This is a genomic window from Leucobacter sp. M11 (assembly GCF_035726885.1).
Lineage (GTDB): Bacteria > Actinomycetota > Actinomycetes > Actinomycetales > Microbacteriaceae > JAPFRB01.
In genome coordinates, this window is the sequence record NZ_JAPFRB010000004.1 from 624,040 (window position 1) to 636,477 (window position 12,438).

Here is a 12,438-nt window from a genome sequence, read left to right on the forward strand (position 1 = left end):
CGAACTATGGCTAAGATAGAAGGGTTGCCTGAGCAACGGGCTGTAGCGCAGCTTGGTAGCGCACCTGACTGGGGGTCAGGGGGTCGCAGGTTCAAATCCTGTCAGCCCGACCATCATGCTCTTATTAGAAACAAGGGCATAAGAAATCGGAAATTGATCCGCATGGATCCGGGAAATCCCGCCAGAGATGGCGGGATTTTTTGATTCTTCGACCTTTTGGTCTTTTTGCTGTTCGGTAATGCCCCGCAGCCGCGCGCTGAAGAGTTCTTCGAATGGTGGCGTGAGTACGGCCCGGAGCTGGTGATCGTCGTTTTCATCCATCACAACCTCGATCCGTTCGAAGAGGATCTGGTTGAACTGGCGGCGAATATGCTCGGGCGCTCGCCTGTAAGCACCGGCGCTTTGTTCGGCCAGGTCGATCGCCATCTCGATGAACTGAGCGGCATCGCCCAGGTCTGCCGTGAGATCTTTGAGCTCGCGCTTAACCCGGGTGAGTTCTATGTCGAGACGCCTTTGTTCTGTGCCAAGCATCTCGATCGGTATCGCGTCGTTGTAGTGTGCCTCGAGAAGTTTTCGCTGCCTGCGCTCGAGCTCAAGCTGTTGTGAGGCCAGGGCCTGGCCCTGGACCGCTGTTACTTCCTCCGGCCCCACCCCTCGCTAGGTAGACACCAGTCGGGCAGAAGTCGCCCCAACCCAAAAAATGCTGGCACCCCTCACGTGCCCCGGAACTTCACTGCGTCGAACAATGGCTCGGACGGTACCCGTTGCGATTTCGCGGCACTGATTCAGCTTTACCTAAGGGGGAATTGGCGGGTCCGAGCTTCGTGGCGCAGCTTTCAGAGCAGAAGTCGCTTCTTTAAAATCCCTGTTCGTGACATAATTATCGGCAGTATGTGGCCTCTGGCGAGGCTATAAGTGTTTCGCGCCACATTGTTTCGAGCATTTGGGTACCGGCGGGCCGACAGCATCATTGTCGGAGCTCGACGATACGGTAATGATCAAGTCAGTTGAACGTAAGCAAGTGCAGGGCTGCACCGGAGAAAGATGATGGCACACCGCGTGAAAGAACATCAGCGAGCAGAGCTCCACAAAACCATCTGGCAGGTCGCGAACGACCTTCGCGGAGCGGTCGATGGCTGGGGCTTCAAATCGTACGTGCTCGGAATGCTGTTTTACCGCTTTATCTCTGAGAACCTCAAGCCTGAAGAGACCGAAAGGTTCGTACAAGCGGCGTTCCGCGACGGTGCGCTCCGCACCACCGGCACCGCAAACACGAAGGTCCTCCCGCCGGTTTCACGTTTCTCGAAAGACAAGAACCACAGCGCGAAGAAGCAACGCGTTATCCAGCGACTGGGGGAATACTTCGAACGATTCCTTGGACTCGCAACGCCTGGAGGGGAATGATGCCCAACACAGTCAACTCAGAGACAAATAGGCGTGCAGTTCAACAACAACTCGAACTTACGCCGCTGACACCTAAATACCTAGATTCAAGCCACAAAATCTATTTCGACGCCATCGAGGTCGCTCTTGCCGCAACAGCGAACCTCGCTTGGTGGAATTTGGTCAAGCGATGGACACGATGGCGGAAATCTAGATCCGATGAGGCGGGCAAACTAGTACGAAACATTGCCTTGACCGGTGGGTACGGAGTCGGAAAAAGCAGCGTGCTTCAGGAAGTTTCCAGGAGGCACGCGAGAAAAGTGGTATCTGTATCGCTTTCAACTTTAGGGGCTGAAGGCGAAGCTCAACCCGTGGATGAAAGCTCACACGCAGACAAGGTCGATGACAAAACCAAGAGCATTTCAGGCCAAAGGGAATCGGGCCGCGCACAGGAAGGGTCCACGACTAATCAAATTCAAAAGGAAATCGTCAAACAGCTGCTTTACCGAGAAGACCCGGTCAAGATGCCCGGATCGCGATTTAGGCGAATCGGACGATTCAAGAGGTTACGGGCGCTGGGAACCGCTGCACTCATTGCGATAGTCCTTGTATTTGTCTTCTATCTCACCGGATGGACAGCCCAGCTAGCTCAAGTTGTTGAGCCTCGAGATTTTGGGCTTTGGATACACCTCATGCTTTGGGGGATATTTGCCCTGATCTCATACCTAACACTTGCCCTGATGCACAATCGACTACAAATTCATCAAGTGAAAGTAGCTGACACCGACATATCCCTCGACAAGGAGGCGGTGTCATTCTTCGACCAGTATCTTGACGAAATTGTCTATTTCTTCGATATTACAAAACGCGACATCGTTATATTCGAAGACATTGATCGCTTCGACGACCCGTATATTTTTGAGACTTTGCGAGCGCTGAACACCCTACTCAACAATGCAGGGCAGCTAAGGGGTCGCCGGATCAGATTTATCTACGCAATAAAGGACAGTATCTTTATCAAGATCGGAAAGCTTAATACGCAAGCTGATCAAGATTCGATCGACAAAATACAAGAAGAAAGCGCAAACCGGACAAAGTTTTTTGACCTAGTCGTGCCTGTGGTGCCATTCATAACGCATCGGAATGCACGCAATCTCATGGACGATGCCCTTGCGGACATCAAAGGGGCGATCGACCCAAAACTAATTGACCTTGCCGCACGTCACATTACAGATATGAGGTTGATCAAGAACGTGCGGAATGAGTTTATTGTCTTCAAAGACAAGATTTTCAAGGCCGACGATAATGTGAAGCTAGATCTCAACGACAATTCTCTTTTTGCGATGATGCTTTACAAAGGCACACACCTGGCTGATTTTGAGAAGATTAAGACGCGTACAAGCAATCTGGACAGCCTGTACGATTCACACGATGAAATCATTACCTTCGCCACAGATGAGCTAGACAAGACACTTCAAGAGAAGCGGAGCCAGTTGACTCAGCTTGCCGCGGTTAGCGCCCGAAGTAAGGAATTTGGTGACGCGCTTGTCGAGTATGCAAAGCGGGTTGGTAGGCATATCGGCTCAGACCCGACAGACATTAGCGTCGTGCTGGGTGGCGTCCAGTACTCCGAAGACGAGGTTCTCACTCAAGATTTTTGGCTTGCATTTGCTGGGTCGGATAGCCAAATTGATGTGAATTTGATGCGCAATGGATCACACTATGGGCAGATTGCAATCAGCAAAGCAGATGCGAAGTTGATATTTGATTCAAGCGTTTCAAGTGCAGAGAACTGGAAGATCGAGAATCGTGCCACTTTGCGATCTGAACTCCAAGCAATAGGTGAAGAGCGCTCCCGATTGGCTTATGCAGACTGGGATGCCCTGTTTGAAAGCAATTTGTACAAGAATAAGGACGGCAGTTCATTCGGTGAACTTGCGAATTGCCTAGGGTCAGACCTAGCGAAGCAGTTGGTTGCCGAAGGCTATATAGGGCGAGACTTCACGCTCTATACTTCAAGCTACTATTCGGGTCGTGTAAGCACGCGTGCTCAGAACTTCCTAATGCATTGTGTTGATCGAAACGTCATGCAGCCAAGCTATGACCTAGGTCTCGATGATGTTAAGGCAATTATTCAAGATCGTGGAGATACAGTACTGCGTGAACATGGGATGTACAACGTTAGCGTTGTTGATTACCTACTCATGTCAAAGCAGGCCACAGAAAACGAGGAAGACCTAGAGGCTCGGATGCGGCAATCCGAAATTTTGGTACGTTCGCTGATGTACAACGGCAACGATGAGCAGAGTTTCTTTGCTTCCTACTTTTCCAAAGGTATAGAACGTGATGCATTAGTGAGAATGCTTTCCACGCAAAAGTGGCTCATGGTCTTTGACCTCATCGTCAGCCGGTCTGAACTCAGTATTGAAGAACAGGTTGGGTTCTTCAATACTGCGCTTGAAGCGATGGTTGTCAACGTGGACTATCTGATGAAATCGGACGTGATTCGCCGTTTTATTGAAACGAACGCCAAAGATCTCCAGGTACTCGCCACCAATTCACTAAGCGTCGAACGCGCGGAGTGTATTGCGCACGGATTTTCACGCGCAGAAGTCAAACTTGCTTCTCTTTCCGGGATTGGCAAGAACATGCGTATTGAACTAGTGAAGAAGAACGCATATCGGGTGACGCGAGAGAACCTACAGCTTGCTCTTCCAGGTAATAGCCTGGCCCTTGATGAGATTCATAATGCCAACGTGAGCGTCTATGAGTACGTCGTGCAAAACTTGCAAAGTTATCTTGAGACGATGCAAGCAGATGGGGAAGCTCCACACCTGATTGTTGGTGCTGACTCCTTCGCTTTAATAGTCGCAGACATCGCGGAGAATTACATCGATCTCCTGCCCGAGGTGCTCGCTGGAGCAAATCAGCACTTAGAGGTTGGCAGCCTCACTAGGGTACCGGCGAGCACATGGTCAACCCTGGCCTCTAACGGTCGGTTCCCAATGACGTTTGACAACCTGACAGCATATTCGTCGACCTTTGGCGAGATTGATACTCATCTTGGGGCTCTGCTAGAGAAGACTCTCCAAATCATCACGCCGGATAGCGCCGACCAGAGTGCACGAGTAGAACTCGCAGGAACGGTTCTTGGGTCCAAAGAGACAATCCCCGAACCAGAAAGCCGAGTTTCACTGGTCAAGAGCCTTAATCTGGACGCCTGGCTACCCCTTACGTCAGTTCCATCCGAGCGAGGAACTCTTGTTGGCCTGCTTATGGAACACGAAATCATTGAGGATAATGCCGATTCCTACGCTTTGCTGAGAACGCTTGGCTGGGAAAGTAAGGAGTTCGCGATATGTAAATCTCCAAACTTTACGAGTTACGCAACTTCCGATGAACTGCCAATAGAGGATATTCCTCGTTTACTTGAAAGCAAAGTGATACCTCAAAAAAATAAGCTGCTGGTTCTTGAGCGCGCCGACGAATTCATAGCGACGGATGACAGGCCAGCCCTATCAGCGTTGGCCACTTACTCATTGAGCCTTCCGAGAGAGAAAGCACTTTCAGTGGAATTGATCGCTCGGATGGCGAAGTCTGGGGTCGATGGGAAGTTGTTGAGCCGAATTCTAGAACCTGTGCTATCTCAGATTGACATAAACGATCTATCTGGAATCTTGGAGTCAATGGGAAGCGACTACGCAGCGGTCTCGAAGCGAAACGGTAGGCGCCCGAGGCTGCCTAAGACCGACGCTAATTTAGCTCTTATTCGGCGTCTCGAAGCGTTATCGATTGTGAGTTCGCACACCGTGTCTGAAGCGGAGATTAAGGTCAATATGCGGCAAGTCTAGCTAGACCTCGACTATGTTCGCAGGAAGGCTGAGGTAAAACCCTTACTCTACATTCCGATCGACCGAAAGTCCTAGACCGTCAGGTGCTTTCGAATGGTTTTATGATTTCGCCCTACCCGTCGGGCGATCGTCTTGTAGCCCAATCCCTCTGCGCGGAGTTCACGCAATTGGAGAATCTCGTCGTCAGTCGGCACCGCCACCCTAGAGCGGATTCCTGCTCCGGCAAGGTGTTTCATGATGGTGCCACGATTATGGCCATACTTCTCCGCCAGCTCGTATGCTGATATCCCAGCCTCGTAGTCAGTAATCATAAGCCGGAGCTTCTCTGCCGTTTTGCGGGCTAGCGAGCGTCGAGAAGGTTGTAATTCTGCGGATTGAAACGAAGCGTGAGCCTCTACCAGTAGCCTCCACCCCTGATGTATTTGTTTTGCAAACGAGGAGAACACCCCGACCAGCAAGTCCCGGAAACCTGTCGGTTTCCGGGACTTTTTCCGTTTGGCGAAAACGGTCTCGTCAACACAGTCTCACCGCTTACAGCAGGATCGCGGCACTCTCGATCCCGAGCTTGGTGTATCGCTATTTCCCACTGACGTGACTCTCTACACCCTGCCGTGGAGGTCTAGGGTGCCTCTTCCAGAGGTACCGGTACTTCTGGGGCAGTACCGAGGTTTTGTCTTTGCCGTCCTCCTCTCCGTGGTCATCGAAAACAATGCGATTTTCGCGGGATTCGATGTGAATTTTGTCTTCGGCGGAGGAAAGGGGAATGGGCCGCTGATTTGATCGCGGGAGTGCGATCGGGAATGGCTGCCCTCGTTGGCCTGGAGGTGGGTGATGCTGATCTTAGATTAGGTATCCTGATCGGTGTCGAAGCAGGCGTTCAGTGTGCCAGTGATTCCGAGCCCAATATGGCGCCCGATGGTCATGATCGGTGCCTCGGAAATCATCGGTAGTTCGAGTTCGTCGGCGGTCTGCATCGCTTCACTCTATGGTGACAAGCGTTCCAGTCGTTCCGCTTTGATACGTTTCTGTTTGAGTTCGATAGACGGAACGCATGTCTACTGACATAGACATCCTTTTCGGAACCGGAACCTTAGGGACGGAAAAACGAACCTTCCCGATGATTTGAACTTCTCGATGATTTGAAAGTGTCGGACGCTGGGTCTCGGAACGGGATTGCTTCGGTGCGATCCGGCGGCTCATTCCCTTGGGCTAGGACGATTCCTGAACGCATAAGCGTCATCAAGGGAACTCCTGGCGCGTCGCGGCGAACTCAGGGTGGGGGCGTCACCCGGTTCCACCTCGGAGTGTTCTTGACAGTCCGACCTATGGGAATGCGGCCGGGCGGGGTGGAGGATCAGACTCAGGCCCGCGACCTTGTCACCCAGAAAAACCTCCCTGAATCCAAGCGAAAGTAGAGTGTGTCACATGTCTCAACTCAGTATCCGAGCAACAACTGGTGCCGTGGAATATCCGGCACTCGTGGCAATCTGGCGTGGGGCGGTCGACGTGACCCATGACTTCCTTGCCGGTAGTGATCGTGATGAGATTGAATCCAAGCTCGAGTCCGACTACTTCCCGGCGGTCACGCTCCACGTCGCGGAGCGTGACGGTCAACCGGTGGGATTCTCGGGCGTGCTCGACGGAAACCTGGAAATGCTCTTCGTCGATGCCGCGCTTCGCAAGGGAGGAATCGGCACTGCGCTCCTCGCACACGCACTCAGCGAACTTGGTGTAAGCAAGGTTGATGTTAATGAGCAGAACGTCTCGGCTGCTGGCTTCTACCTCCATCGCGGATTCGAGCTTTTCGATCGAAGCGAGACGGACGAGGCTGGCCGCCCCTATCCGCTGCTGCACCTGCAGCTTAGGGGCTAGCGTTTTCACTCACGTCGTCCGGTCTTTCCCGACAGGAGCGCCGGAAACACTTTGTGGCCGATCGCGAGTGGTTCTTGTAGGGAGTTGGGAAGGTGCGATTTCTCCAAGATCTGCTGTCTGGCTAGGCTCGAGACATGACCGAGAACCCCTCCGTGCCGCCCAAGAACCAGAAACCTTGGTATATGAAGTGGTGGGTGTGGCTTCTCGCCGCCCTGGTGTTGATCGGTGGTATCAGTAACCTTATGGATCCCCCTCCGAAGGTCGCCGTCCCCGAGGTGTCGGGCCTGCCCGCTGTGGAAGCCGTCGCGAAACTCGAGGAGGCTGGACTCAGGGTCTCCATTGCAGAGGCCGGGAAGTACAGCGCTGGGGGAAAGCACTTCGATGCTGTCGATACAGACCCGGCCGGTGGCGAATCGGTCAGGAGTGGCAGCAAAGTAACCTTGAACGTTACGAAAGCTACTGCCCGTCTTGCGGCCGAAGAAGAGGAAGCGAAGCGTGCAGCAGCAGAGGAAGAAGCAACTCGCGAAGCAGAGCGAGCAATAGCCGAAGAAGAAGCGCGAGCAAAGGCTGCTCAGTCCGCCGTTCAGCCCCTTTCTGAGGACAACGCTCGCCCGTTCTGCCTGGAATATGCAGATCAGTCTTTCCCATACGGCATCAAGGTTCATTACGTGATGGGCGTTCTGGCCGAGGAGAAGACCGACTCCGGGTGGTACATGAAGTACAAGGCGACGATCACAAACGAGTATGGCGCGAAACGTGACTCGAATATTGAGTGTCACATGTCCGGAACAAACGGGTCGCCAGCGATGGATGACTTCCTGGCATACTAGGCAAGCAAAGCCCTCGTCGCTCTTCGAGTGGGCTGCACCGATACGCACCGGATCTCTGACGTGAATTGGGCATAGGCGTCCAATGCCTTGGCTGCGCTGTGCGTGGGTATCGACCAGGAATTCCTGTTGCGGCTATGTCGTGCGCTTCGGGGGTGTACTGCGTTCCGGTCGGGCGTCATACAGGACCGGATCATGAAGCGGGACAACTCTTTCGGTATTCCCACCAGAGAAAAGCTTTTCTGCTGTTCAGATTGCAAGATTCCCATACAGGCAGCAGGTCGTCGGCTCTTTCTCGCTGGGGTCTTCGAGATGCCAGCTCCTGGTTTTCAGGTTCCGCCATCCGGGTCGATCACTGCTTGGTCATGAGGCGACACTCGAGATTTCCTGGGAAAGACGCTCTGAAATGCTGACCTGTGTTGCGCGACTTGACCCTTTGTGACCGTCAGTAAGAAGCATTCGCTTTAAGGAGCTGGCGGAAATATCCCTGCAGGGAATCCCACGAGTCGGGTGAAGCCACCCGCTACGGGTCGTCGTTTTCTCGGTTTGCGTCGCCCGCCCCTGAGGGCGAAGCTCCGTACCCATTCGTCTCGCCCCGTCTGATCATTTCTTGCTGGATTTCCTGACGTATAACGAGCCGGGGAGTCTGCTGTCGCAATTAGCCGCGTCTCGGTGCAGCGCCTCCGGCGCGGTCAGCGGCTGCTAAGGACGGAGACAGCCTGGGCGACGTGCTGCTCGTGGGTCGCTCGTTGGGTGGAACCCGCTGGTTCACAGTGAATTCATATCATTGTGGACGCCTGGGCGGTGAGCTAGCCTGCTAACGCGAATACCGGTTCGCGTAAACGGAGGTGGCTCATGTCAGTCACGAAAACCCCGCAGAAATCCGCAGTCCGCCGGATGTTCACCACGCGAAACCTGGTGGTGGCCGCCGCCGTGGGCGCGGTGAGCAGCTTGCTGTTCGCCGCGATCACCTATCTTGAGATCACGATTCAGCTCACGCTTCCGATCCTCTACGTGGGCTTCCTTGGCCTGTACGTGTTCATCCCGCTCCTCGGCCTTGCGCTGTTCCAGCTGCCGCTCTCGGGGCTCATCGTCGCGGGCATCGCCGGTCTTGTGGGGGCCACCTTCACCCCGTTCGGGCCGTTCCTCATCCCGTTCGCCCTCGTCTACGCCGCGGTCTGTGAGCTGTTCTTCGTGATTGGCCGCTACCGGCGCTGGCAGTGGTGGCGTCACGCGCTCGCGGGGCTCTTCGTCGGGGCGGTCACCGGCGCATCGACCGTCTACTTCTACAGCCTGGACGACGGCGGGCGCTGGTCCGACGCCGGCCAGGCGATCCCCGGCGGCTACGGCGCAACGCTGCTCGTGATCTCGAGCGTCGTCGGGCACATCGTGTTCGCGCTCCTCGCCTGGGCGCTCGCCGGGATGCTACACCGGATGGGTCTCGTCCGGCCGCACCAACCAGCCGCGACGACCAGATGACCGCGCTGCTGCGGCTCGAAGCCGTCACCATCACGTACCAGGGGAACGAGACGGCGACCGTCCGGGACCTCAGCGCGCACCTGGCGGCGGGCGAGAAGGTGCTCCTCCAGGGCCCGAGCGGCGCGGGAAAATCGACGCTGCTGGCCGCGGTGAGCGGCATCATCCCCCACTCGCTCCCGGCCGAACTCGACGGCACCGTCTCGCTCGCGGGCGAAGACCTGGCCACCCTCACCGTGCCCGCGATCAGCCGAACGGTGGGCACCATGTTTCAGGACGCCGACGCCCAAATCGTCACCGGGCGGGTACTCGACGAGGTCTGCTTCGCCCTCGAAAATCAGCTGCTCGACCCCGAGACCGTGGAACACCGGGCGCGGGCGGCGCTCGCCTCCGTCGGGCTCGCGGACCTCGAGCAGCGGCACCCCGGCACACTCTCGGGCGGCCAACGGCAGCGCGTGGTGCTCGCCTGCGTGCTCGCGATGCGCCCTCGCTTGTGCGTGTTTGACGAACCCACCGCGAACCTCGACCGGGCGGCGGCCGAGGCCTTCTACCTTGACCTCGGCACCTGGCGGGACCGCTCGGTGCTCCTCGTCGAACACCACGCGGGCCGCGCCCTCGGGGTGGTCGACCGGGTCTGGGAACTGGACGCCGGAGGTCGGCTCATCCGCGACGAGGCGGTGCCGAGCGCCGCCCGCTCCCGCCCGCCGGCGGCCGCCTCGGGGGCCGCGGTGCCGGGCGCGCCGGGCGGAAGGCGAGACGCTCCCGTTCGCCAGGAGCCGTCCGCAATCATCGCGGAAGCCGTGGCCTGGGCACCTCAGGAAACCGCGCCTCCCGTGCTGAGGGACTTCTCGCTGGACATCCGCGGGGGCGGCATCACCGCGCTCATCGGCGGCAACGGCGCGGGCAAGAGCACGGCCCTGCGGATCCTGGCCGGGCTCCTGCGGCCGACTGCGGGACGGGTGCGCTGGCGGGCGAGAGACGGGAGCCTGCGGCCGCGCCCGCCCGCGCTCGGTATGGTCTTCCAGAACCCCGAGCACCAGTTTCTCGGCACGAGCGTGGGCGGCGAGCTCGGGCACGTGCTCCGGCTGCGCGGCACCGCCCGCCCGCGCATCGCGCACGAGATCGCCGCGCTGCTCGAGCGCTTCGGGCTGCTCGGCTGTGCGCGCGAGAACCCGTTTCTGCTCTCGGGCGGACAGAAGCGCAGGCTCTCGGTGGCGATCGCGTTCGCCGGTCACCCCGAGCTCCTCCTCCTCGACGAACCCAGTTACGGACAGGACCCGCGAAACGTCGACCTGCTGCTCGGTGAGCTGCGGGCCGCCGCCGCGGCGGGGTGCACCGTCCTGGTGAGCACGCACGACCGGGCGCTCATCGATCGCTGCGCCGACGACGTAATCGAGGTTCGCGACGGGCGCGCGCACCGGGAGCAACCGAGCGCCGCGCACGGGGGAGCGGGCCGATGACCGAGGTGCTGCGCCGGGTAAACCCGCTCGCGAAATACGGTGCCGTGCTGCCCGTGTTTGTCGCGGTGATCCTGAGCAAAGGCTTGGCGCTTCCCGCTGGAATCGCGCTCGCGAGCGTGCTTGTCCTGTTGAGCTGCTCCCGGCAACCGCTCCGGATCGCCGTGTGGGTCGTCCTGGGGCTGCCCCTGCTCGCCGCGACCTTCATGATGAGCCTCGCCGTGTGGACGCCGGCGCCGCCCACCGAGGCCCCCCTGTTCGCCCTCGGACCCCTCTCCTGGTCGCCGACCGCGATGCTCACCGCGGCGGCAACCGGGGCCCGGATCGCCGCCATCCTCGCGCTCGCCCTCATGGTGGGCCTGACGACCGACACCCGCGCCCTCGTGCGCGCGGCCGTGCAAAACCTGCGCCTGCCCTACCGGATCGGCTACGCGGCGCTCATCGCATTCGAGTTCGTGCCGCACCTGCGCACCGAATTCCAGACGATCCGGCTGGCGCACCGGGCGCGCTACGCGGCCGTCGCCGCGTCCCGGCGGTTCGAGCTGCGCCGGGTGCTCGGTGGCCTCACGATCCCAATCGCGATCTTCGCCGGGGGTATCCGGCACGCGGAACGCGTCGCGGTATCGATGGAGACGCGAAGCTTCGGCCTGCACGAGCGCCGCACCGAGCGCGCACAAGAACCCTTCCTCCGCAGCGACTGGCTGTGGTTCATCGGGTTGCTCGCGCTGTATGCGGCCGTTATCGGTTTCACACTGAGAAGCTCATAAGGAGCCCCATCATGGCGATATACCCCAAGCTGGTCGCGGACGTTGTGGAAAAGATTGGCCGCGCAACCACGGTGACCGAGGTCATCGACCCCTCGCCCACGTTGCGCCTCATCCGCTTCGCGTCGCCCGCCCTCATAGGAGTGCCGTGGGAGCCGTGCCAGGTGACCGCGTTTCGGGTCGGAAAGGGGCAGTTTCGGCACTACACCCCCTCGCGGCTCGACGCCGAGGCGGGCACCGGCGAGATCCAGGTCGTCTTCCACTCGGCCGCGCGATCCGCGCCGGGGGAGCGGCTCCTCGAGCGCCTCGAACCGGGCGCGCGCGTGACCTGGTGCGGCCTGGAGGCACCGCGGGCGTTCCGCTGGGCCCCGCATCCGAGGATTCTGGTGCTCGGCGACGCGACGACGCTGGGGCTGTGGCGCTCCTTCCTCGAACACCCGGCCGTCGTGCTGGGCCAGATCAGCGTCGTCGGGGCGGTTGAGGTCGCGCCGGGCGATGAGGCCGGGGCGGCCAGCATCGTGCCCGGCCTGAGCGTCGTGACGGCGGACGCGATTCCCGGGGCCGCGCTCGACGCCTGGCTCGGCGGCCCGGGCGGGCTCGACTCGCTTCAGATGCTCGCGGAGACCAACGTCTATCTCGCGGGGCACGGGCGCAGTCTGCAACGCCTGCGCGCACAGCTGCTCGCCCGCGGGGCGCAGCGGGGGCGTATTCGCACGCACGTATATTGGACGGATCACGCCAAACGGGTCAGGAGCTAGACGATGCCCAAAATTTCCGCGCGTCACCGTGAGCAACGGCGCGAACTCAT

At 58.5% G+C, this 12,438-nt stretch carries 11 protein-coding genes and 1 tRNA gene; 9 read left to right on the forward strand and 3 right to left on the reverse strand.

Annotation, left to right across the window (positions count from 1 at the left end):
* Window positions 1-36 precede the first annotated feature (36 nt).
* Window positions 37-113, forward strand: a tRNA-Pro gene (locus tag OOT08_RS15145).
* Here the strand turns inward: OOT08_RS15145 and OOT08_RS15150 are convergent.
* Window positions 76-651, reverse strand: a complete 576-nt coding sequence (locus tag OOT08_RS15150; protein WP_325093628.1) for a hypothetical protein — start codon at window positions 649-651, stop codon at window positions 76-78. The genes OOT08_RS15145 and OOT08_RS15150 overlap by 38 nt on opposite strands.
* A 396-nt stretch (window positions 652-1,047) precedes the next feature.
* Here OOT08_RS15150 and OOT08_RS15155 point away from each other — a divergent pair, with 396 nt between their 5' ends.
* On the forward strand, window positions 1,048-1,404 hold the full coding sequence (locus tag OOT08_RS15155; RefSeq protein ID WP_325093629.1) for a type I restriction-modification system subunit M N-terminal domain-containing protein: 357 nt from the start codon (window positions 1,048-1,050) through the stop codon (window positions 1,402-1,404).
* On the forward strand, window positions 1,404-5,234 hold the full coding sequence (locus tag OOT08_RS15160; protein WP_325093630.1) for a YobI family P-loop NTPase: 3,831 nt from the start codon (window positions 1,404-1,406) through the stop codon (window positions 5,232-5,234). The genes OOT08_RS15155 and OOT08_RS15160 overlap by 1 nt, the downstream gene beginning before the upstream one ends.
* A gap of 71 nt (window positions 5,235-5,305) precedes the next feature.
* Here the strand turns inward: OOT08_RS15160 and OOT08_RS15165 are convergent, their stop codons facing one another.
* Window positions 5,306-5,545: a helix-turn-helix domain-containing protein gene (locus tag OOT08_RS15165; protein WP_325093631.1), complete on the reverse strand. Its 240-nt coding sequence runs from the start codon at window positions 5,543-5,545 to the stop codon at window positions 5,306-5,308.
* 534 nt (window positions 5,546-6,079) lie between these two features.
* Window positions 6,080-6,208 (reverse strand): hypothetical protein, encoded by a 129-nt coding sequence (locus OOT08_RS15170; RefSeq protein ID WP_325093632.1) that lies wholly within the window; start codon window positions 6,206-6,208, stop codon window positions 6,080-6,082.
* A gap of 451 nt (window positions 6,209-6,659) precedes the next feature.
* On the opposite strand from OOT08_RS15170, the gene OOT08_RS15175 reads away from it, so the two are divergent.
* The 6 genes from OOT08_RS15175 (at window position 6,660) to OOT08_RS15200 (ending at window position 12,388) form a co-directional block, all read left to right on the forward strand.
* Window positions 6,660-7,106 carry an acetyltransferase gene (locus OOT08_RS15175; protein WP_325093634.1) on the forward strand — a complete coding sequence of 149 codons (447 nt, stop codon included), beginning with the start codon at window positions 6,660-6,662 and terminating at the stop codon, window positions 7,104-7,106.
* Window positions 7,107-7,240: 134 nt separating this feature from the next.
* Complete coding sequence (locus OOT08_RS15180; RefSeq protein ID WP_325093636.1) at window positions 7,241-7,936, forward strand: PASTA domain-containing protein; 696 nt, start codon at window positions 7,241-7,243, stop codon at window positions 7,934-7,936.
* Between the two features lie 852 nt (window positions 7,937-8,788).
* Window positions 8,789-9,412 (forward strand): ECF transporter S component, encoded by a 624-nt coding sequence (locus OOT08_RS15185; protein ID WP_325093637.1) that lies wholly within the window; start codon window positions 8,789-8,791, stop codon window positions 9,410-9,412.
* Window positions 9,409-10,869, forward strand: coding sequence for an ABC transporter ATP-binding protein (locus OOT08_RS15190; protein ID WP_325093638.1), 1,461 nt, complete (start codon window positions 9,409-9,411; stop codon window positions 10,867-10,869). The genes OOT08_RS15185 and OOT08_RS15190 overlap by 4 nt, the downstream gene beginning before the upstream one ends.
* Window positions 10,866-11,633 carry an energy-coupling factor transporter transmembrane component T family protein gene (locus OOT08_RS15195; protein WP_325093639.1) on the forward strand — a complete coding sequence of 256 codons (768 nt, stop codon included), beginning with the start codon at window positions 10,866-10,868 and terminating at the stop codon, window positions 11,631-11,633. The genes OOT08_RS15190 and OOT08_RS15195 overlap by 4 nt, the downstream gene beginning before the upstream one ends.
* Window positions 11,634-11,644: 11 nt before the next feature.
* Window positions 11,645-12,388 carry a hypothetical protein gene (locus OOT08_RS15200; RefSeq protein WP_325093640.1) on the forward strand — a complete coding sequence of 248 codons (744 nt, stop codon included), beginning with the start codon at window positions 11,645-11,647 and terminating at the stop codon, window positions 12,386-12,388.
* Window positions 12,389-12,438: the final 50 nt, after the last annotated feature.

Bases quoted from the DNA above. Each gene is read 5' to 3' on its own strand.
- OOT08_RS15155 (WP_325093629.1), top strand. From the start codon at position 1,048: ATGGCACACCGCGTGAAAGAACATCAGCGAGCAGAGCTCCACAAAACC.
- OOT08_RS15160 (WP_325093630.1), top strand. From the start codon at position 1,404: ATGCCCAACACAGTCAACTCAGAGACAAATAGGCGTGCAGTTCAACAA.
- OOT08_RS15165 (WP_325093631.1), bottom strand. From the start codon at position 5,545: ATGATTACTGACTACGAGGCTGGGATATCAGCATACGAGCTGGCGGAG.
- OOT08_RS15170 (WP_325093632.1), bottom strand. From the start codon at position 6,208: ATGCAGACCGCCGACGAACTCGAACTACCGATGATTTCCGAGGCACCG.
- OOT08_RS15175 (WP_325093634.1), top strand. From the start codon at position 6,660: ATGTCTCAACTCAGTATCCGAGCAACAACTGGTGCCGTGGAATATCCG.
- OOT08_RS15180 (WP_325093636.1), top strand. From the start codon at position 7,241: ATGACCGAGAACCCCTCCGTGCCGCCCAAGAACCAGAAACCTTGGTAT.
- OOT08_RS15185 (WP_325093637.1), top strand. From the start codon at position 8,789: ATGTCAGTCACGAAAACCCCGCAGAAATCCGCAGTCCGCCGGATGTTC.
- OOT08_RS15190 (WP_325093638.1), top strand. From the start codon at position 9,409: ATGACCGCGCTGCTGCGGCTCGAAGCCGTCACCATCACGTACCAGGGG.
- OOT08_RS15195 (WP_325093639.1), top strand. From the start codon at position 10,866: ATGACCGAGGTGCTGCGCCGGGTAAACCCGCTCGCGAAATACGGTGCC.
- OOT08_RS15200 (WP_325093640.1), top strand. From the start codon at position 11,645: ATGGCGATATACCCCAAGCTGGTCGCGGACGTTGTGGAAAAGATTGGC.